This is a genomic window from Enterobacter sp. TCD1-1 (assembly GCF_020567405.1).
GTDB lineage: Bacteria > Pseudomonadota > Gammaproteobacteria > Enterobacterales > Enterobacteriaceae > Enterobacter > Enterobacter quasiroggenkampii.
Genome location: NZ_JAJCXF010000001.1, coordinates 206785 through 227387, shown reverse-complemented (window position 1 = coordinate 227387; position 20603 = coordinate 206785). Strand labels below are relative to the sequence as shown.

The 20603-nt window shown below is 57.6% G+C and carries 22 protein-coding genes; 14 read left to right on the top strand and 8 right to left on the bottom strand.

The window, feature by feature from the left end:
• Positions 1-32 precede the first annotated feature (32 nt).
• Positions 33-578, bottom strand: a complete 546-nt coding sequence (gene fimI / locus LJA86_RS01105) for a type 1 fimbrial protein subunit FimI (protein ID WP_023310642.1) — start codon at positions 576-578, stop codon at positions 33-35.
• A gap of 68 nt (positions 579-646) precedes the next feature.
• Entirely contained in the window at positions 647-1210 is a 564-nt protein-coding gene (fimA, locus tag LJA86_RS01100) for a type 1 fimbrial major subunit FimA (protein WP_008499333.1), read from the bottom strand.
• Between the two features lie 309 nt (positions 1211-1519).
• On the opposite strand from fimA, the gene folD reads away from it, so the two are divergent.
• The 5 genes from folD to LJA86_RS01075 all read left to right on the top strand — a co-directional run bounded on the left by folD (position 1520) and on the right by LJA86_RS01075 (position 6080).
• A complete protein-coding gene (gene folD, locus LJA86_RS01095) occupies positions 1520-2386 on the top strand; it encodes a bifunctional methylenetetrahydrofolate dehydrogenase/methenyltetrahydrofolate cyclohydrolase FolD (protein WP_008499332.1) in 867 nt (288 codons plus the stop codon).
• Between the two features lies 1 nt (position 2387).
• A complete protein-coding gene (gene ybcJ / locus LJA86_RS01090) occupies positions 2388-2600 on the top strand; it encodes a ribosome-associated protein YbcJ (RefSeq protein ID WP_004143016.1) in 213 nt (70 codons plus the stop codon).
• A 285-nt stretch (positions 2601-2885) separates the two neighbouring features.
• Positions 2886-4385, top strand: a complete 1500-nt coding sequence (locus tag LJA86_RS01085) for a PTS transporter subunit EIIC (protein ID WP_045909726.1) — start codon at positions 2886-2888, stop codon at positions 4383-4385.
• Between the two features lie 83 nt (positions 4386-4468).
• Complete coding sequence (gene malI / locus LJA86_RS01080; RefSeq protein ID WP_045909727.1) at positions 4469-5485, top strand: Mal regulon transcriptional regulator MalI; 1017 nt, start codon at positions 4469-4471, stop codon at positions 5483-5485.
• Positions 5486-5558: 73 nt separating this feature from the next.
• The gene (locus LJA86_RS01075) at positions 5559-6080 is read left to right on the top strand and encodes a metal-dependent hydrolase (RefSeq protein ID WP_229225382.1); all 522 of its coding nucleotides are present in this window, start codon (positions 5559-5561) and stop codon (positions 6078-6080) included.
• A gap of 85 nt (positions 6081-6165) precedes the next feature.
• On the opposite strand, the gene cysS is transcribed toward LJA86_RS01075, so the two are convergent.
• Entirely contained in the window at positions 6166-7551 is a 1386-nt protein-coding gene (gene cysS, locus LJA86_RS01070; protein WP_048225958.1) for a cysteine--tRNA ligase, read from the bottom strand.
• A gap of 174 nt (positions 7552-7725) precedes the next feature.
• On the opposite strand from cysS, the gene ppiB reads away from it, so the two are divergent.
• The 6 genes from ppiB (at position 7726) to mnmH (ending at position 12194) form a co-directional block, all read left to right on the top strand.
• Complete coding sequence (ppiB, locus tag LJA86_RS01065; protein ID WP_008499327.1) at positions 7726-8220, top strand: peptidylprolyl isomerase B; 495 nt, start codon at positions 7726-7728, stop codon at positions 8218-8220.
• Positions 8221-8223: 3 nt separating this feature from the next.
• A complete protein-coding gene (gene lpxH, locus LJA86_RS01060; protein ID WP_229225380.1) occupies positions 8224-8946 on the top strand; it encodes a UDP-2,3-diacylglucosamine diphosphatase in 723 nt (240 codons plus the stop codon).
• A gap of 137 nt (positions 8947-9083) precedes the next feature.
• The gene (locus tag LJA86_RS01055) at positions 9084-9293 is read left to right on the top strand and encodes a YdgH/BhsA/McbA-like domain containing protein (RefSeq protein ID WP_229225378.1); all 210 of its coding nucleotides are present in this window, start codon (positions 9084-9086) and stop codon (positions 9291-9293) included.
• Between the two features lie 171 nt (positions 9294-9464).
• Entirely contained in the window at positions 9465-9974 is a 510-nt protein-coding gene (gene purE, locus LJA86_RS01050) for a 5-(carboxyamino)imidazole ribonucleotide mutase (protein WP_196345889.1), read from the top strand.
• Entirely contained in the window at positions 9971-11038 is a 1068-nt protein-coding gene (gene purK / locus LJA86_RS01045) for a 5-(carboxyamino)imidazole ribonucleotide synthase (protein WP_048030139.1), read from the top strand. The genes purE and purK overlap by 4 nt, the downstream gene beginning before the upstream one ends.
• An 85-nt stretch (positions 11039-11123) precedes the next feature.
• On the top strand, positions 11124-12194 hold the full coding sequence (gene mnmH, locus LJA86_RS01040; protein WP_229225376.1) for a tRNA 2-selenouridine(34) synthase MnmH: 1071 nt from the start codon (positions 11124-11126) through the stop codon (positions 12192-12194).
• A gap of 90 nt (positions 12195-12284) precedes the next feature.
• On the opposite strand, the gene LJA86_RS01035 is transcribed toward mnmH, so the two are convergent.
• From LJA86_RS01035 to ybbA, 3 genes are all read right to left on the bottom strand, one after another.
• Positions 12285-13430 carry a porin gene (locus tag LJA86_RS01035; RefSeq protein WP_045909733.1) on the bottom strand — a complete coding sequence of 382 codons (1146 nt, stop codon included), beginning with the start codon at positions 13428-13430 and terminating at the stop codon, positions 12285-12287.
• 183 nt (positions 13431-13613) lie between these two features.
• Entirely contained in the window at positions 13614-16028 is a 2415-nt protein-coding gene (gene ybbP, locus LJA86_RS01030) for a putative ABC transporter permease subunit YbbP (RefSeq protein WP_229225374.1), read from the bottom strand.
• Complete coding sequence (gene ybbA, locus LJA86_RS01025; protein WP_008499319.1) at positions 16025-16711, bottom strand: putative ABC transporter ATP-binding protein YbbA; 687 nt, start codon at positions 16709-16711, stop codon at positions 16025-16027. The genes ybbP and ybbA overlap by 4 nt, the downstream gene beginning before the upstream one ends.
• On the opposite strand from ybbA, the gene tesA reads away from it, so the two are divergent.
• From tesA to LJA86_RS01010, 3 genes are read left to right on the top strand one after another with little or no spacing between them, the layout of a single operon-like run.
• The gene (gene tesA / locus LJA86_RS01020) at positions 16682-17305 is read left to right on the top strand and encodes a multifunctional acyl-CoA thioesterase I/protease I/lysophospholipase L1 (protein ID WP_028015818.1); all 624 of its coding nucleotides are present in this window, start codon (positions 16682-16684) and stop codon (positions 17303-17305) included. The genes ybbA and tesA overlap by 30 nt on opposite strands.
• A gap of 28 nt (positions 17306-17333) precedes the next feature.
• A complete protein-coding gene (locus LJA86_RS01015; RefSeq protein ID WP_023617270.1) occupies positions 17334-18104 on the top strand; it encodes an SDR family oxidoreductase in 771 nt (256 codons plus the stop codon).
• Between the two features lie 58 nt (positions 18105-18162).
• Positions 18163-19017 (top strand): co-chaperone YbbN, encoded by an 855-nt coding sequence (locus LJA86_RS01010; protein WP_048030131.1) that lies wholly within the window; start codon positions 18163-18165, stop codon positions 19015-19017.
• 87 nt (positions 19018-19104) lie between these two features.
• Here the strand turns inward: LJA86_RS01010 and fetB are convergent, their stop codons facing one another.
• Together fetB and fetA are read right to left on the bottom strand one after the other, a co-directional pair.
• Positions 19105-19887, bottom strand: a complete 783-nt coding sequence (gene fetB / locus LJA86_RS01005; protein ID WP_023617520.1) for an iron efflux ABC transporter permease subunit FetB — start codon at positions 19885-19887, stop codon at positions 19105-19107.
• Positions 19880-20551 (bottom strand): iron efflux ABC transporter ATP-binding subunit FetA, encoded by a 672-nt coding sequence (fetA, locus tag LJA86_RS01000; RefSeq protein ID WP_048030129.1) that lies wholly within the window; start codon positions 20549-20551, stop codon positions 19880-19882. The genes fetB and fetA overlap by 8 nt, the downstream gene beginning before the upstream one ends.
• Positions 20552-20603 lie beyond the last annotated feature (52 nt).

Below are 20603 nucleotides of genomic sequence, written 5' to 3'. Positions count from 1 at the left end.
CAACCGTACCTTTAATAATGTGTTCGCAGGTGTTATGGATAAATCAACGTAAACCAGACATCCGACTGAATTTTGCCTGGCTCGAGGTGTTCGGAAATAGCCCGATAGCGGGCGCTAAAATGGAACGCCAGCTCGCGGGTATCGATCGGCAGCCAGCTGACGGCCGTGGCATTCGGGATAATCTGACGTTGCTGTTCGTCAAAGAGCGCCAGCCCGACGCCGCTGCTGACAGGCGTTTCCCCTGGCCGCGATGTCGCCAGAAAGACCTGCGGATCCTCTGCGGGTGTGACGCCCTGAAACTGGATCCCCACGGTGCGCGAAACATCAACGCTGCAGTCCAGCAGTCGCACGGTGAACGGCACATTTACCGTGGAAAAACTGCCCACGCCGGAAAATGAGTTGGTTCGGTACTGCCCCATATCGATGCGCATGTTCTGACTGTCGGGCGCCACGGCGCAGCCGCCGTTCACCAGTTCACCTCGGAGATGAACCTTGCCGCCTTCGATCACCACGGTATGCGCCGATGCCGGGCAAGCCATCGCAAGGGTTAACAGCAGTAGTGTTCCTGTCCTTGTCATCCTTCGTTCCTGGCAATAGCGTATGACGGGCCTCGTCCCTGAGGCCTGAACATCCCTGTGCGGAGGAATTATTCGTATTTCATTACGAAGGTGGCGTCAGCGTTCGCCTGGCCTGGCTCGGTAGTCGCAGCCGTTGATTTATAACGCGCGGTGAACTTCAGGGTGTTTGTCCCTTCGATCAGCGTCTGCGCAGCAGAAAAGGTCGCACCGTCTGGGGTCAGAACGCTGGATTTGCTGTCGAGGATCTCGATACCCACGCCTTTCGCGGTGTTGTCGTTGCTGCCAGAGGTGACGGCCAGCAGGGTTTTATCGGTTGGGTCGATCTGACCGGTGAACGCAACGGCTGCGGTTTTGGCGACCAGCGGATCGCAATCGTTCAGTTCAATGTTGAACGGAATATTAGAGGTGGTGTCGCCCACTTTGGTGAATTTCGCGGTACGATACTGACCCAGATTAACGGTCTGCTCGGAAGAATCAGTATTGACTGAACAAGCCGCATTAACCAGCTCACCTTTAAAATGTACGGTACCGCCATTTACGGAAACCGGGGCAGCAGGATCTGCTGCATTTGCGGCACCCGCAACCAGGGCCAAAGTTGCAATAACAGTAGAAGCAATGTTGCTGAGTTTCATGTCTATTCCTTTAAAATGTAAATAACCCTTCCCGCGAATAATCGGGAATAAGAAATACGTTCAATTGATGAATTGAAAGCTTATTTCGGAGGAGACAAAGTAGCTCAGGAGGCGATTTTTAAATATGTCAAAACGCTGCCATTTCGCCAGGTCACATCCTAATCCCGCCTAAGAAATTGACCATCCCTTAAGAAGGGTTTTTGCGGCTTGCTGATAAAAACGCGCAAAGGGTGACTGACAGCGAGGCTCGCTTCTGACAAAATACACGTATCCCCCCTTTCGAACGTTACAGACGGAATCTTCTCTCTGATGGCAGCAAAGATTATTGACGGTAAAACGATTGCGCAGCAGGTGCGCTCTGAGGTCGCGGAAAAAGTGAAGGCGCGTAAAGCCGCCGGAAAACGCGCCCCCGGGCTGGCCGTTGTGCTGGTTGGCAGTAACCCGGCATCGCAGATTTATGTCGGCAGCAAGCGCAAAGCGTGTGAAGAGGTCGGCTTCGTCTCCCGCTCTTACGATTTGCCGGAAACCACCAGCGAAGCAGAACTGCTGGAACTTATTGACACTCTGAATGCCGATAAAGAGATCGACGGTATTCTGGTTCAGCTGCCGCTGCCCGCCGGTATCGACAACGTGAAGGTGCTGGAGCGTATCGCACCGGATAAAGACGTGGACGGTTTCCATCCGTACAACGTGGGCCGCCTGTGCCAGCGTGCGCCGCGTCTGCGTCCGTGCACGCCGCGCGGTATTGTGACGCTGCTGGAGCGTTATAACATCGATACTTACGGCCTGAACGCTGTGGTCATTGGCGCGTCCAACATCGTGGGCCGTCCGATGAGCATGGAGCTGCTGCTGGCCGGCTGTACCACTACCGTCACCCACCGCTTCACCAAAAACCTGCGCCACCACGTTGAGAACGCCGATCTGCTGATCGTCGCGGTCGGTAAGCCGGGCTTTATTCCAGGCGAGTGGATTAAAGAGGGTGCGATTGTCGTGGACGTCGGGATTAACCGTCTGGAAAACGGCAAAGTGGTCGGCGACGTGGTGTATGAAGATGCCGCCGCGCGTGCCTCTTACATTACCCCTGTACCGGGCGGCGTAGGTCCGATGACCGTCGCAACGCTGATTCAGAATACCCTGCAGGCATGCGAAGAATATCACGACGTAGAGGACGCGTAAGATGGCCACATTTTCATTAGGCAAACACCCGCACGTTGAGCTGTGCGATCTGCTCAAGCTGGAAGGCTGGAGCGAAAGCGGTGCGCAGGCGAAAATTGCCATTGCCGACGGGCTTGTCAAAGTGGACGGTGCGGTGGAAACCCGCAAGCGCTGCAAGATCGTCGCGGGGCAGACCGTGAGCTTTGAAGGCCAGAGCGTAACCGTTACGGCCTGAGTCCCCTCATCCTAACCCTCTCCCCAACGGGGAGAGGGAACAGTCCGAACGCCGTTTCCAGGCCGGGTAAGGCGAAGCCACCACCCGGCAATGTCTCTCATCATCCCCTCACACCCATCACGGTTATTTATCGATCCACTTCAAATAATCACTATTTCATCTGTTGAAAAGTGAAAATTCAGTTGCGCGTTTTTCACTCTTTGCCCACGATAAGTAGAACGTTCTACTAAAACGTTCTACTTACAATAACAGCGCCAAAAAAAGCGCTACTCGGGGGAAATCAGCATGAGTCTGATATCAGGGTTTGTTAAATCGCTGTCTAAGTTATCGATGATTGGTCGCGCCTTAATGCTGCCAATTTCACTGCTTCCCGCTGCGGGCCTGCTGCTGGCCTTTGGCGATAAGTTCCATCTGCCGCTGATGATGAACGCGGGCGGGGTTATTTTTGATAACCTGCCGATGCTGTTTGCCATTGGTTCTGCCGTGGGCCTGGCGTCAGAATCCGGTATTGCCGCGCTGTCCGCGGCGGTCTCGGTGTTTGTCACCAATATCACCATCAGCACCGTGCTGAGCATCACGCCGGAAATGGCCTCCCAGGGCGGGAAATACGCCATGGTGGTGGGCATTCCGACGCTGCAGATGGGCGTCTTCGGCGGCCTGATCTGCGGTATTCTCGCGGCCTGGTGCTACAACCGCTTCCACACCATGCAGCTTCCGGAATTCCTGGGCTTCTTCTCCGGCAAGCGCTTCGTGGCGATTGCAACGGCGTTCCTCTCGTTCCTGATGGGGCTGCTGCTGCCGTATGTCTGGCAGCATATCCAGGCCGGTATCGACGCCCTCTCCGTGGTCGTTAACGGCGATAATCAGGCGGCCTCGACCTTTATCTTCGGTCTGGTGGAACGCGCGCTGATCCCGCTCGGTCTGCACCATATCTGGTATCCGTCGTTCTGGTATTCGTTTGGGGATTACACCACCCAGGCAGGCCAGGTGATCCACGGCGACCAGACCATCTGGTTCAAGATGCTGGAAGAAGGGGTGAAATCCTTCAGCAGCGACACCTACCAGAACGCCGGCAAGTTCATGCAGGGTGAATTCCCGCTGATGCTGTTCGCGCTGCCTGCGGCGTGCCTGGCGATGTATCACGAAGCCCATACGAAGAATAAAAAAATCGCGGCCGGTATTCTGTTCTCCGCGGCGCTCACCTGCTTCCTGACGGGGATCACCGAACCGGTTGAGTTTACCTTTATCTTCGTGGCACCGATTCTGTACGTCTTTAACGCCATCATGGCGGGTCTGGCCTACATGACCATGTACCTGCTGCATGCGCATATCGCCAAGTCGTTCTCTGCAGGCTTTATCGACTATCTGTCATTCGGGATCCTGCCGTCGTTTAACGGCTACCAGACCCACTTCCTGAGCGCCATTATCATCGGCATTCCAATGGGCCTGATTTATTACTTCACGTTCCGCTTTGTGATCCGTCGTTTCGACGTGAAAACGCCGGGCCGCACTGAAGTAACCGCCAACGCGGATGAGAAATCGGATTCTGAACTCGCGACCGAGATCATCACCCTGCTGGGCGGCGCGCATAACATCGACTCCGTCGGCGCCTGTATCACTCGTCTTCGCCTGGAAGTCACAAAAAGCGAGGCGGTGGATAAAGACGGCCTGAACGGACTCGGCGCGCGCGGCGTGGTGTTTGTCGGCGACAACGGTATTCAGGTGATTTTCGGTGCCAGAGCACAGTTTATCGCCCAGACCATGTCCACCATGATCGGCAAATAATAAGATGCCTGAACGACACGTCTCCTGTACGCTGGGAGACGTGTTTTATCTGGCTGATAATCGGTAAATTTCAGGGAGCGGTTTTGAAGAAAGTCAGCATTATTGATGTCGCGAAGCACGCGGGCGTGTCGGTTTCCACCGTCTCCCTGGTGCTGCGCCAGAAAGGGAAAATCTCAGAGGCAACGATCGAGAAGGTCAACGCTGCCATCAATACCCTGGGCTATGTTCATAACGTTGCCGCTGCCAACCTTCGCGCCAATACCTCCAACCTGATTGGCCTGATCCTCCGTGACTTTAGCGACAGTTTCTCCATCAAGGTGATGGCGAGCATCGTTCAGGATCTTGAAAAACAGGGGTATATGGTTTTTCTCGGTCAGCCCCAGAACGACCATGACCATCTTGAGCGCTGCCTGCTGTCGTTTAAGCAGCAGGGCGTCGCAGGGGTGATCTATCTGGCCTCGGATACCCGCACCGCCACCCTCCCGGAAAAGATTCGCCACTGCCCGCTGCCGCTGGTGGTGGTCTCGCAGTCGCTACTGGATGAAAAATGCAATCTGGTGATGCGCGATAACCGACAGGCGGCCAGTCTGGCGGTGCGTTATCTTATCGAGCGCGGTCATCGTAATATCGCCTACATTGGCGGACGCGAAGGCTGCCTTATCCGCGAACAGCGCCTGCTCGGTTTTCGCAGCGCGATGGCGCAAAACGGGCTGGTCTGGCGCGATGAATACTCTCCGGCCTGCAGCGATGACACGCTGGCCGCGGGTTTCGCGACCCGCCAACTGCTGGAAAAAAACAATACCATCACCGCCCTGCTCTGCCACTCGCCGGATGCCATGATCGGCTCCATCTCCGGTATTCATCAGGTCGGGCGTACGGTGGGTAAAGATGTGTTTCTGACGCAGCAGGTCGCCCTGGTCGGTTTCGAAGATATGCTCCACGTTAACCTCACCTCGCCCTCGTTTACCTACGTCTCGTCCGCCAGCGAAGAGACGGGGCGTCAGGCGGCCGGGCTGATTATTCGCACGCTGAAGGAGCCGACGCTGCAAACCCAGCGCATTACGCTTTCCGGGCAGCTTATCGCACGCGAGTCGGCGTAAAATCAGAATTTCGCACAGGTTTTTTAGCGCGGAATGACTGCTATATTTCCATGATTTGCCATGGATAATCACAATGCCTACCGTCATTACACACGCTGCTGTTCCGCTTTGCCTGGGCTTAGGCCTGGGGACAAAAGTTATCCCACCCCGCCTGCTGTTTGCCGGCATTGTTCTCGCCATGCTGCCAGATGCCGACGTGCTGGCATTTAAGTTCGGCGTCGCGTATGGCAACGTTTTCGGCCATCGCGGCTTTACCCACTCCCTGCTGTTTGCCTTCGTGGTGCCGATACTTTGCGTACTGACTGGACGACGATGGTTCAGGACCAGCCTGACGCGGTGCTGGCTGTTTTTAACCGTGTCACTGCTGTCGCACAGCCTGCTGGATTCGATTACCACAGGCGGGAAAGGCGTCGGCTGGCTGTGGCCGTGGTCTGAAGAACGCTTCTTTGCGCCGTGGCAGGTGATTAAGGTCGCGCCGTTTGCGCTCTCACGCTATACCACGCCGTACGGGCATCAGGTGATTATTTCAGAACTGCTGTGGGTGTGGCTGCCGGGGGTCGTGCTGATGGGAATGTTGTGGTGGAAAAGAAGGTAAAAAAAGCCGGGTGGCGGCTGCGCCTTACCCGGCCTACTTTTGCCTGTAGGCCCGGCAAGCGTGAGCGCCACCGGGCGTTACAGACTTACTTACGGCGCCAGGTGGTGCCCTGCGGGCCGTCTTCCAGGATGATGCCCATCTCGGTCAGACGGTTACGCGCCGCATCTGCCGCCGCCCAGTCCTTCGCCTGACGCGCTTCCAGACGCGCCTTGATCAACGCTTCAATTTCCGCCACTTCACCGTCGTCCGCCTGCGCACCGCTCTGCAGGAACGCGTCCGGCTCCTGCTCCAGCAGGCCAAGCACGGCAGAGAGCTTACGCAGATGGGACGCCAGCGCATTCGCCGCGGCCATATCTTCTGACTTCAGGCGGTTCACTTCGCGCGCCATGTCGAACAGTACGGAGTAGGCTTCCGGGGTGTTGAAGTCGTCGTTCATCACCTCAATAAAGCGCGCTTCGAACGCTTCGCCACCTGCCGCCGGAACAGACCTGTCGGTACCGCGCAGCGCGGTGTAGAGACGCTCCAGCGCCGAGCGCGCCTGTTTCAGGTTCTCTTCGCTGTAGTTCAGCTGGCTGCGATAGTGGCCGGACATCAGGAAGTAGCGCACGGTTTCCGCGTCGTAGTATTTCAACACATCGCGCACGGTAAAGAAGTTACCCAGCGATTTCGACATCTTCTCGCGGTCAACCATTACCATCCCGGAGTGCATCCAGTAATTCACGTACTCGCCGCCGTGGGCGCAGGTGGACTGCGCGATTTCGTTTTCGTGGTGCGGGAACATCAGGTCTGAGCCGCCGCCGTGAATGTCGAAGTGCTTGCCCAGCTGTTTGCAGTTCATCGCAGAACATTCAATGTGCCAGCCCGGACGGCCTTCGCCCCACGGGGATGGCCAGCTTGGCTCACCCTCTTTGGACATCTTCCACAGCACGAAGTCCATCGGGTTACGCTTCACGTCAACCACGTCGACACGGGCACCGGCCTGGAGCTGATCCAGATCCTGACGGGAAAGCGCACCGTAGGTTGGGTCCGTCGGCACGGAGAACATCACGTCGCCGTTGTCGGCAACATACGCATGACCGCGGGCGATCAGCTTTTCGGTGATCTCGATGATTTCGTGAATATGGTGGGTCGCGCGCGGCTCGCTGTCCGGACGCAGAATATTCAGGGCGTCGAAGTCTTTGTGCATCTCAGCGATCATGCGATCCACCAGCGCGACAAAGCTTTCGCCATTTTCATTGGCGCGCTTGATGATCTTATCGTCGATGTCGGTGATGTTGCGCACGTATTTCAGGTTGTACCCCAGAAAACGCAGGTAGCGTGACACCACGTCGAAGGCGACAAAGGTACGGCCATGGCCAATGTGACAGAGATCGTAAACCGTAATACCACACACGTACATGCCGACTTCCCCGGCATGGATAGGTTTAAATTCCTCTTTTTGGCGCGTCATTGTATTAAAGATTTTTAACATCGAAGATTCCATGTAAACACGTGTGTGGTTGAAAACCGGCTATTCTACCCGTAATTCAAACCCGAAGCAGCACACAATGCAAGGTGATCGCATCCTGTGGTTATGCTATAACAAGCCCCTATAGATGACCCGAAGGCGGGTCGACGTACCACAATAACGGAACAGGATGCAAAAATGGTTACTTTCCACACTAATCATGGCGATATCGTAATCAAAACCTTTGATGACAAAGCGCCTGAAACAGTTAAAAACTTCCTGGACTACTGCCGCGAAGGTTTCTACAACAACACCATTTTCCACCGCGTGATCAACGGTTTTATGATCCAGGGCGGCGGTTTCGAACCTGGCATGAACCAGAAAGCCACTAAAGAGCCGATCAAGAACGAAGCGAACAACGGCCTGAAAAACACCCGTGGCACGCTGGCGATGGCACGTACTCAGGCGCCTCACTCTGCTACTGCACAGTTCTTCATTAACGTGGCGGACAATGACTTCCTGAACTTCTCCGGCGAAAGCCTGCAGGGTTGGGGCTACTGCGTATTCGCAGAAGTGGTTGAAGGTATGGACGTGGTTGACAAGATCAAAGCCGTCTCTACTGGCCGCAGCGGTATGCACCAGGACGTTCCAAAAGAAGACGTTGTGATTACAAGCGTGACCGTCAGCGAGTAATTGGTGGCGACACTCTTTATTGCGGATCTTCATCTGCAAACAGAAGAACCGGCGACAACCGCCGGTTTTCTGCGTTTTTTACGCGGTGAAGCGAAAAGCGCCGATGCGCTGTACATCCTGGGCGACCTCTTTGAAGCCTGGATTGGCGACGATGATCCTAACCCGCTGCACCGTGAAATGGCCGCCGCCATTCACGCGCTGGTGGATTGCGGCGTCCCCTGCTACTTCATTCACGGCAACCGTGATTTCCTGCTCGGCAAGCGCTACGCCCGTGAAAGCGGCATGACGCTGCTGCCGGAAGAACAGGTGCTCGACCTCTACGGCCGCAAGGTGCTGATTATGCACGGCGACACGCTCTGCACCGACGATACCGGCTACCTGGCGTTTCGCGCCAAAGTCCACACCCCGTGGATCCAGAAAGTGTTCCTTGCCCTGCCGCTCTTTATCCGCAACCGCATCGCCGCCAGAATGCGTGCAGGTAGTAAAGCCGCCAACAGCAGCAAATCCATGACCATCATGGACGTCAATCCACAGGCGGTCGTGCGGGTGATGGAAAAGCATGACGTTCAGTGGCTCATCCACGGTCATACCCATCGTCCTGACGTGCATTCCCTTATCGCCAACGGCGAACCGGCCCATCGCGTGGTATTAGGTGCCTGGCACACCGAAGGCTCTATGGTCAAAGTCACGCCTGAGGGCGTGGAGCTGATCGCGTTTCCGTTTTAACCCCTCTTCATATCATTCTATTTTTTTGAACAATAACGGCAAATTGTTTCGATTTTAATCAGCCCGTGGTCGGCCTATTATTTATCACATCAGGGCAACATGCCCTATCCCAGACAAAACTCTTAAGGAATACGACCATGAAATCCATCAAATCTTTCGTTGCAGTTGCGGCTCTCTCCCTGGTTTCTTTCGGTTCTTTCGCGCAGAGCGTGAGTGCAACCGCCTCTACCCTTGACCGCGCAGAAGCGAAAATCGCTGCACAGGCTGCTGAACAGGGCGCGTCTTACAAAATCACCAGCGCGAAGGTCGACAACCGCGTCTATATGACCGCAGAACTGACGAAATAATGATTGCCCCTCGACAAAAACAGACCGCCAGAATGCGGTCTGTTTTGTTATGAATTGATGGCAACAACGGCTCAATATTTAACCGCGCAACCGTTTTCCTTGCCCGTATAACATGCTATTCTCTGTGCCCTCGAAAGCAGTGTGTTTCGCACCACAGGAGTTTTAAGACGCATGTCTTCCCGCAATAATCCGGCGCGTGTCGCCATCGTGATGGGGTCCAAAAGCGACTGGGCTACCATGCAGTTCGCCGCCGAAATCTTTGACATCCTGAATGTTCCGCACCACGTTGAAGTGGTCTCCGCGCACCGTACACCGGACAAACTGTTCAGCTTCGCCGAAAGCGCCGAAGAGAACGGTTATGAGGTGATCATTGCCGGTGCGGGCGGCGCAGCACATCTGCCGGGCATGATTGCCGCCAAAACCCTGTTGCCGGTGCTGGGCGTCCCGGTACAAAGCGCCGCGTTAAGCGGTGTGGACAGCCTCTACTCCATCGTTCAGATGCCGCGTGGCATTCCCGTCGGCACGCTGGCGATTGGTAAAGCGGGCGCCGCCAATGCCGCCCTGCTGGCCGCGCAGATCCTGGCGACGCACGATAAAGACTTACACCAGCGTCTGGCGGCGTGGCGTAAAGCCCAGACCGACGAGGTGCTGGACAATCCAGACCCGCGGGGTGCCGCATGAAGCAGGTTTGCGTTCTCGGTAACGGCCAGCTAGGCCGCATGCTGCGTCAGGCTGGCGAACCGCTGGCGATTTCCGTCTGGCCCGTCGGCCTGGACGCCGAGCCGGAAGCGGTACCGTTCCACCAGAGCGTCATTACCGCTGAGATCGAACGCTGGCCGGAGACCGCCCTGACCCGCGAGCTGGCGCGTCATAACGCCTTCGTTAACCGCGACGTGTTCCCGATCATTGCCGACCGTCTGACGCAAAAGCAGCTTTTCGACAAGCTGGGTCTCGCAACCGCACCGTGGCAACTCCTGTCTGATAAAAGCGAGTGGAACGACGTCTTCGCCATGCTGGGCGAGCTGGCGATCGTGAAGCGCCGCGTGGGTGGCTACGATGGCCGCGGCCAATGGCGCCTGCGCGCAGGCGACACCGCCGAGCTGCCGGATGATTGCTACGGCGAGTGCATTGTTGAGCAGGGCATCAACTTTAGCGGTGAAGTGTCGTTGGTTGGTGCGCGCGGTCATGACGGGCATACCGTATTTTATCCGCTGACGCATAACCTTCATCAGGACGGCATTCTGCGCACCAGCGTGGCCTTCCCGCAGGCCAATGCTGACCACCAGGCGCAGGCGGAAGAGATGCTCTCTGCCATCATGCACGAGCTCGGATACGTGGGTGTGATGGCGATGGAGTGCTTTATCACCCCGTCTGGTCTGCTGATCAACGAGCTGGCACCGCGCGTGCACAACAGCGGCCACTGGACGCAAAACGGCGCCTCCATCAGCCAGTTTGAGTTGCACCTGCGCGCGATTACCGACCTGCCGCTGCCGCAGCCGGTGGTCAACAGCCCGTCGGTGATGATCAACCTGATCGGAACCGATCTGAACTACGACTGGCTGAAGCTGCCGCTGGTGCATCTGCACTGGTATGACAAAGAGGTTCGTCCGGGTCGTAAGGTTGGCCACCTGAACCTCAACGACAGCGACACGGGCCGCCTGAGCGCCACGCTGGAAGCCATGATCCCGCTCCTGCCGCCGGAATACGCGAGCGGTATTGTCTGGGCACAGTCAAAGCTTAAATAGTTATCCCTCCGCCGGGGAGTTGACCTCCTCTTTCCCCGGCGTACAATTCCCGCCCATTGCTGCTTAGCTTTCTTCTGGAATAACCATGAACGATGGAACGGACTATCGCGCGATCCTCGCGTCCGATACCCCTTTAATCGACGTTCGCGCGCCGATCGAATTTGCCCAGGGCGCGATGCCAGCGGCAGTCAACCTGCCTTTAATGAATGATGACGAGCGCGCCGCCGTCGGCACCTGTTATAAACGTCAGGGACCGGACGCCGCGCTGGCGCTCGGCCATCGCCTGGTGAGCGGCGACACGCGTGAGGCCCGCATCAACGCCTGGCGCGAGGCCAGCCTTGCCCATCCTGAGGGCTTTCTCTGCTGCGCGCGCGGCGGCCAGCGCTCGCATATCTCGCAGGCCTGGCTGAAAGAGGCGGGTATCGACTACCCGCTGATCCGCGGTGGCTATAAGGCCCTGCGCCAGACGGCGATTCAGGTGACCATTGAGCAGTCGCAAAAGCCGATGGTGCTTATTGGCGGCTGTACCGGGAACGGTAAAACCCTGCTGGTGAAGCAGCATGCACAGGGTATCGATCTGGAAGGACTGGCGCACCATCGTGGCTCGTCATTTGGCCGCACGCTGACGCCGCAGCTTTCCCAGGCCAGCTTTGAAAATCACCTTGCGGTTGAGCTATTGAAAAAAGACGCCGCGCGCTGGGTGCTGGAAGATGAAGGCCGGATGATTGGCTCTAACCACCTGCCAGCCTGCCTGCGCGACCGCATGGTTGAAGCCCCTATCGTGGTGGTAGAGGATCCGTTTGAGATCCGTCTTGAACGTCTGCGCGAAGAGTATTTCGACCATATGTGGGCGGATTTTTCTGCCGCCTACGGCGAGGAAGCAGGCTGGAAAGAATACAGCCAGTACCTGCATCACGGCCTGTTCGCCATTCGTCGCCGCCTGGGGCTGCAGCGCTTTGCGGAATTTACCGCGCTGTTAGATTCCGCGCTTTTGGAACAGCAACGATCTGGCCGCACGGACGCGCACTTCAGCTGGCTTACGCCGCTGCTGAAGGACTATTACGACCCAATGTACGGCTATCAGCTGGAGAAAAAGGCGGAGAAGATTGTCTATCGCGGGACGTACGGCGAGGTTGCTGAGTGGCTTGATCGCTGAAAAATAAAGCCGGGTGGCGGCTACGCCTTACCCGGCCTACGCGTACTGTTGTAGCCCCGGTAAGCACAGCGCCACCGGGGAACAGACGGCTTAGAAGTCGTAACGCAGACGCACCAGGTTCATGTCGCCCAGGTTGTCGGTGCTGGAAGTGAACACGTGTTCGTAATCCACGCGGAAACCGTAATCCAGCTGGAAGCTGATACCCACGCCGTTGTCGATGCGCTGGTAGTTACGGCCGTTCACGTACTCAATGCGGTCACCCATGAAGTAAGGCTGGATGGATTTAACCGCGTACTGACCGATTGGGAATTTATAACCTGCGAAGTATTCAATACCCCACGCGTCGCCCGCAAAGTAATCGTTAACAGACACTTTTTTGGTGGTCAGGAAGTTCTGATACCAGCCGCCGCCTGCGGAGAAGGTCCAGTTGTCCGGGGTCCAGCTCAGCGCGGTACCGAGGATGTTCTGGTCGTAGGTTTTGCTGTCGCCGTTGTCCGGGTTACGCATGTCGGCGCGGGTGTAGTTCCACGCGGCGCCCCAGGTCAGGTCGGTAGTCAGGTGGTAATCCAGGCCCAGTGAACCGCCGCCTTTACGCTTGTAGCGCAGGCCGTTGCCCGGCAGGTATTCACTGTCTTCAAACAGGTAGGATGCATAAATATCAGCATCGCCCACGGTTTTCTTATATTTCAGCATCTGGCGTGAACGGTAAGAACCGTCGTAGTCGCCGTTGATCCCGTTACCTGGCGCCTGAGCGATCATGTCGTAGTCCCAGATATCGGTTTTCGCGCCCACCACATCATAGTAAACGCTGTTCTGTTGACCGAAGGTCAGCGTACCCCAGGTGTCGCTCTTCAGACCGGTGTAGAGCATACGACGCGTGGTGTCGTGTGCGCCTTCGGCGTAGTGGTGATCCCAGTTAAACTGCGCAGGAATGTTCACACCCAGCTCGTAGTAGCTGATCCAGCTGATGTCATCAAACAGGTAGTAATCGGCTGCGAAACGGAAACGGGTGCCGCCGTCAAAGCCGTTACGCTTGTAGCTGTTTTTACCGTCGTCGCCGGTCATGTTCTGGAACTGAGGACGAATACTGCCGCCAACGGTGAAGTTCAGGCGGCTCAGCGGATTACCCGCCTGAGGATCCTGCTTAAGAACGGTGATTTCCGCCTGAGAAGCGAAGGTCGTTAATGCCACTGCCGCGCCGATCGTTACCGCCAGCGCTGATTTTTTTATAGTCATTATTTTTCCTTAATAGACACGCTGCTAAATATTTAGCGGGTGAATATTAACTGGAAATAATCGGGCTGTGTGGTTGGGTTTTTAATGTTTTGTGCTACTAAATGAGTGGGTATTATCACTTTGTGCTATTTAAACACTACGCACCGGCATAAAAATCCGGTGCGTAATTATCACCATACTAAATCAACTCGCAAACTGACGGAACAGGGCTTTGCCCTTTAACAGCCGCGTGCCGAGCCAGCCTCCGCAGAGAGAAAGCAGCGCAGCGCCGCACAGAGGCAGAGTCAACCAAAGACGCCAGTCAGGCTCCCACGGGAAGTCGAAGACCTTTGTCTGCAACACCGCCAGCGCCGTCTCTGCGCCAATGGCGGCCACCAGACCGGCCACCAGCCCCAACAGCGCAAACTCGCTCCAGAGCGTCATTCGCAGCAGCCGCTTACCGGCCCCCAGCGTGCGGTATACCACCAGCTCCTGATGGCGCTGGCGCATGCCCACCTGCACCTGGGCCAGCAGCAACAGCACGCCGCAGATCGTCACCAGCACCACCATGACCTCCAGCGCGCGGCTCACCTGCTCCAGCACCTGCCCCACCTGCTTCAGGATCGCCCCAATATCCAGCAGGCTGACCGTCGGAAACTCCCGGTTAAGCTGGGTCAGCATGCCGTTACCGTTTTCCCAGCGGAAGCTGGTCAGCCAGCTCTGGGGCTGCCCCTCCAGCGCCCCCGGCGGGAAGATAAAGAAGAAGTTGGGCCGCAGGCTTTCCCAGTCCACTTTACGCAGGCTGGTCACTTTCGCGGTGAAATCCTGGGTATCCCCTGTGAAGGTGACGCTGTCTCCCAGCTTCAAGTTCAGGCGCGTCGCCAGCCCCTCCTCCATCGACACCTCTCCCGCTTTCGGCGGCCAGGTGCCGGCGGTTATCGGGTTGTGGTCAGGGCGTTTCTCCTGCCAGGTGAGGTTCAGCTCGCGGTTCAGCGACTCGTCCTTGTTCCCCTCCGTTGGCTGCCCGTTGATCTGCGTCAGACGCGCGCGAACGATGGGATAGAACGACTCAGGGATGATGTGATGCTCCGCCAGGAAGCCCTTCAGCGGCGTAACCTGCTCAGGGGCGATATTGATCAGGAAATAGTTCGGGCTTTCCGGCGGAAGCTGCTGCTGCCAGCGATCGAGCAGATCGCCGCGCAGCACCAGCAGCAGTGCCAGCAGCATAAACGACAGCGAGAACGCCGACAGCTGGCTGAGCGTAGACCAGGGCTGGTGTAGCAGACGGTTGACCGCCAGGCGCACGGGCAGGGATTTTACCGTCATCCTTTTCAGGAGGTTAAGCAGTATCCAGCCCAGCACGCCGCACAGCAGCGCCAGCACAACCGCCCCGGCCAGCACCGCCCACAGCAGCGTGCTGCCGCCCATCAGCCACGCCAGCAGCCCCACCGCCACCGCAATAATCACCGGTAGGTAGAACTTCAGCGGCCAGACGTTCGCCACGACATCATTGCGAAGCACGCGCAGCGGCTGCGTGGCGAGCAGCAGGCGGTAAGGCCGGAGCCCCACCAGCACCGAGATCACCGTCATCGCGCCCATCGCCCACAGCCACGGCCAGAGGCTGGCCGGCGGCAATGCGGCCGGGAGCACCGGTTTTAGCATCACCATCAGCAGTTTTTCAAACAGCAGCCCCATTATTCCGCCGGTCAGCGCCGACAGGACCAGCAGCATCAGCCACTGGCCGACGATCAGCTTGCGCAGCTGCGCCCGGCCCGCCCCGAGGGTTTTGAGGATCGCCACCAGGTCGTAGCGGCTGCGGCAGTAGTGCCCCATCGCCACGGCCACCGCCGCCACCGCCAGCAGCAGGGTCAACAGGGCCGACAGCAACAGGAACTGCTGAGAGCGCTCCAGAGATTTACCGAGCGCCCCCTCGTCCTGCTCCAGCCCGTACCAGCGGTGTTCCGGTTTGAGCTGCGGCAGAAGCCATTTTTCATACGCGTCAAGCTGGGCGGGTGTGCCGCCAAATTTATAGCGCCAGGTGACGCGGCTGCCCGGCTGTACCGCATGGGTGGCCGCGACATCCGCGGTGTTCATCAGCAGGCGCGGCGCAAGCTGGAACGGGTTAAATCCGCCGTCGGGCTCCTGCACCACTTCCCCGGCAATCCTGAGGGTAGCGTCACCGACGTCGATACTGTCGCCGGGTTTCAGGTTCAGCAGCGCCATCAGACGCGATGCCAGCAGCACCGTACCGGGCGTCGGCTTTAATCCCGGCGGGCGGGTCTGCAAGTCACCGTACATCGGGTAGATATCATCGACGGCCTTGACGCTCGCCAGCTGCGGCGTGTCGCCCGCGAAGGTCATGGTCTGGAAGGTGAGCTGCTCTCCCACCTTCAGCCCTTCTTTGCGCGCTGCGTCAATCCAGCCCGGCGGCACGGGACGGGAGCTTTCCAGCGCCCTGTCTCCCGCCATAAACTCCCGGCTCTGCTGGCTGAGCCCTTTTTCCATGCGATCACTGACGCTGCCGAGCGCCAGCACGCAGGCCACCGCCAGGCTGAGCGCCAGCCAGACAATCAGCAGCGAGGGCGAGCGCCACTCGCGCCAGAACCAGCGGGTAATCATGCTTCCTCCTGCAGAACACCGTTGACCAGCCGCAGGCGACGGTCGCAGCGCGCCGCGAGCTGCGGATCGTGGGTCACGAGGATAAGCGTAGTGCCGTGCTCGCGGTTGAGCGAAAACAGCAGGTCGGCAATCCGGTCTCCGGTTTTACGGTCAAGGTTGCCGGTAGGCTCATCGGCAAACAGCACCTCAGGGCGGCCGTTAAACGCGCGGGCCAGCGCCACGCGCTGCTGCTCACCGCCGGAAAGCTGGGCGGGAAGATGGTCGAGACGTTTACCCAGACCGAGCTGTTCCAGCAGCGCCTTCGCGTGAGCGCGGCTTTCACGGCTATTTTCACCGCGCAGCAGCGCAGGGAGCTCGACGTTTTCCAGGGCGTTCAGGGTCGGGATCAGCATAAAGGACTGAAAGACAAAACCAACGTGACGCGCGCGCAGCGCGGCCCGCGCCTCTTCATCAAGCTGATGCAGCGGCTGCCCGACAAGGTGGACCTCACCGCTGCTGCCGTCGTCCAGACCGGCTAAAATCGCCAGCAGCGTGGACTTACCGGAACCGGATTCGCCAATCAGCGCAATGGTTTCAGCGCGTTTGACAACGAGTTCAACTCCGGTAAGGATGGAAAGCTCGTGCTCCCCCTGACCGACGGACTTCTTAAGATGATGAACTTCAACACTGTTTTCCGCTGGCATTTGCCCTTCCTGTTTTTGATTCTGATGACTTTCCGCGCGGCGGCAGCGGACACGTTACTGGTTCTCGGCGACAGCCTGAGCGCAGGCTATCGTATGGCGGCCAGCGCGGCCTGGCCCGCTCTGCTCAATGACAAATGGCAGAGCAAAACGGCTGTAATCAACGCCAGCATTAGCGGCGACACCTCGCAGCAGGGGCTGTCGCGCCTGCCTGCGCTGCTCAAACAGCATCAGCCACGGTGGGTGCTGGTTGAGCTTGGCGGTAATGATGGCCTGCGCGGTTTCCAGCCTCAGCAAACAGAGAATACGCTGCGCACCATTTTGCAGGACATCAGGGCGGCAAACGCCCAGCCGCTGCTGATGCAAATTCGCCTGCCCGCCAACTACGGTCGTCGGTATAATGAGGCCTTTAGCGCGATCTACCCCAAGCTTGCCAAAGAGTTTGATATTCCGCTGCTGCCATTTTTCATGGAAGAGGTCTATCTCAAACCCCAGTGGATGCAAGACGACGGGATCCACCCCAATCGCGATGCGCAGCCGTTTATTGCCGACTGGATGGCAACGCGGCTGGCTCCTTTAGTTAAACATGACTCCTGATTAAGCGGAGATCCTGACAGGTAAAGTTATGCAAAAATCGGTCTTAATTACAGGATGTTCCAGCGGAATCGGCCTGGAAAGCGCGCTCGAATTAAAGCGCCAGGGGTTTCGGGTTCTGGCGGCCTGCCGCAAACCCGACGATGTCGAACGCATGAATGGTCTGGGCTTTACCGGCGTGCTGCTGGATATGGACTCGCCGGAGAGCGTTGAGCGCGCCGCAGATGAGGTGATCGCACTGACCGGTAATCGTCTGTACGGCCTGTTTAATAATGCCGGCTACGGCGTGTACGGCCCGCTGGACACCCTCTCCCGCGAAACGCTGGAGAAGCAGTTTTCGACCAACTTCTTCGGCGTGCATCAGCTCACCATGCGTCTGCTCCCCGCGATGCTGCCACACGGTGAAGGGCGCATCGTGATGACGTCGTCGGTGATGGGACTGATTTCCACCCCGGGCCGCGGCGCCTACGCCGCCAGCAAATATGCGCTGGAGGCCTGGTCCGACGCCCTGCGCATGGAGTTACGCCACAGCGGCATTAAGGTCAGCCTGATTGAACCCGGCCCGATCCGCACCCGCTTTACCGAAAACGTTAACCAGACGCAGGCGGATAAACCGGTCGAGAACCCCGGCATCGCCGCGCGTTTTACCCTCGGGCCAGAGGCGGTGGTGGCCAAAGTGCGCCATGCTTTTGAGAGTGAACATCCCAAAATGCGCTATCCGGTGACGCTGGTCACCCATGCCGTTGGCTGGTTAAAACGCCTGCTGCCGGGCCGGATAATGGACAAAATTTTACACGGTTGAGTTGAAGCGCCGACGCGCATCCCCATGTAAAGAACAAACCGACAAAAGAGAAAGCCGCATGTCCGTACAGAATATCGTCAATATCACAGAAGCTAACCTGCAACAGACTCTTGAACAGTCGATGACCAAACCGGTCCTGTTCTACTTCTGGTCTGAACGTAGCCAACACTGTCTGCAGCTGACGCCGGTGCTGGAAAGCCTTGCCGCCCAGTACAACGGTCAGTTCATTCTCGCGAAGCTGGATTGTGATGCCGAGCCGATGGTCGCGTCTCAGTTTGGTCTGCGCGCCATTCCTACCGTCTATCTGTTCCAGAACGGCCAGCCTGTTGATGGCTTCCAGGGGCCACAGCCGGAAGACGCTATCCGCGCCCTGCTGGATAAGGTGCTGCCGCGCGAAGAAGAGCTGAAAGCGCAGGAAGGCATGGCGCTGATGCAGGAAGGCAAATACGACGAGGCGCTGCCGCTGCTCAAAGAGGCATGGCAGCTGTCAAAACAGAACAGTCAGATTGGCCTGCTGCTGGCGGAGACGCAGATCGCCCTGCATCGCTCAGAAGACGCGGAAGCCGTACTCAAGACGGTTCCGCTGCAGGATCAGGATACCCGCTATCAGGGGCTGGTTGCACAAATTGAGCTGCTGAAGCAGGCGGCGGATACCCCGGAAATTCAGCAGCTGCAGCAGCAGGTTGCCGACAATCCGGCGGATGCCGCGCTGGCAAGCCAGCTGGCGCTGCAGCTGCATCAGGTGGGGCGTAACGAAGAGGCGCTTGAGCTGCTCTTCAGCCATCTGCAAAAAGATTTAGCCGCCGCAGACGGCCAGGCGCGCAAGATGTTCCAGGAGATCCTGGCCGCGCTGGGCACCGGAGACGCGCTGGCGTCGAAGTATCGTCGTCAGCTGTACGCGTTGTTGTATTGATGCACTTTGCCCGGTGACGGCTTCGCCTTACCGGGCCTACAAAAGCACGAATCGTAGGCCGGGCAAACGCAGTGCCGCCCGGCACAATCACCGCACCTTTTTCAACTGCGTCACCACCAGCTGGTGACGCGCGTTGTAGAACTTCCGATAGGTCAGGTAGCAGGCAATGATGGTGGACAGGCTTGCCGTGGAAAGCAGCATAAACGTCACCATGATCTGATACTTAATCGCTTTTACCGGATCGATACCGGCAAAAATCAGCCCCGACATCATGCCCGGCAGGCTCACCAGCCCCACCGTTTTGGCAGAATCTACCGTAGGGATCAGCGATGAGCGAATGCTCTCGCGAATCAGCCGCGCCGAGGCCACTTTTGGCGTTGCCCCCAGGCTTAGTTTCTCCTGCAGCTGCTGCTGTTCGCTGCTGAAACGCTGGCCGAGGTTGTTATAACAGAGCCCAACGGCCACCATCGCGTTCCCCGCAATCATCCCGGAAATAGGGATAACCTGCATCGGCGTAAACTCAATCGAGCCGGAAAGTACCAGCACCGCCAGCGTGAGCGCCGTTCCGGTGGTAATCGCGATAAACGATGAAACAAACGCCTTATCGATGTATTTACTGCGCTTTTGCGCATTCCACGCCGCGTTAAAGCAGATAAAGAGCACCATCAGCAGCGTCAGCACCGCGTGGTTAACGTTGAAGATATACTTCAGCACATAGCCGACGATGATGAGCTGAATCACCGCGCGGCAGATACTCCATACGATATCTTTTTCCAGCCCCAGCTTTTCGCGGTAGCTGACCACAATCGCAATCAGCACCAGCACCATCGAAAAGGCCAGCGATTCGTTGGTAATGTTGTGTTCACCCACGGTTTGCCTCCTGCATTTTCCCGCCGTGCGGCTGGAGCGTAATCACGTCATCCGCATGGGTTATTTCGTTAGCGTCGTGCGTCACCCACAGCACGGCAATGTTCTGCTCCCGGGCGTAACGATGAATAATCTCGTTAACGTTGCGCTTGTTGACGTCATCGAGCGCGCTGGTGATTTCGTCCAGCAACAACACCTTCGGTAAAAACTGCAGGTTGCGGATCAGCGAGACCCGCTGCTTTTCGCCACCCGACAGCGCGTTGATGGATTTGCTCAGCGTCTCCTGCGCCAGGCCAAAGCGGGCCAGATCCTGGATAAACTTTTCCGGCTCCGGCGTTTTATTGCGGATTTGCCACGGGAAAATCAGGTTGTCATAGACCGTATCGCCAAAAAGCACGGGCGTTTGCACGCAGTACGAGACCTGCTGGCGATAGCTTTCCGGGGAAAGCGAGGCGATATCCTCGCCTTCAAACAGAATGGCGCCCTCCGTCGGGCTGAGGAGTGACGCCACAATCTTCAGCAGCGTGCTTTTACCACAGCCTGAGGGACCCGTGATTAATTTAAACTCGCCCGGCGACAGGCTAAACCCGACGTGCTGCAGGATCGTGTTTTCCCCGACTCGAAATCCGACATCCCTGAGCAGTAATACGTTTCTTTTATCGTTCATCGCGCTTCCGTTGACCGCTTCGTGTAATAACCGCCTGTAGCATAATCCTTTC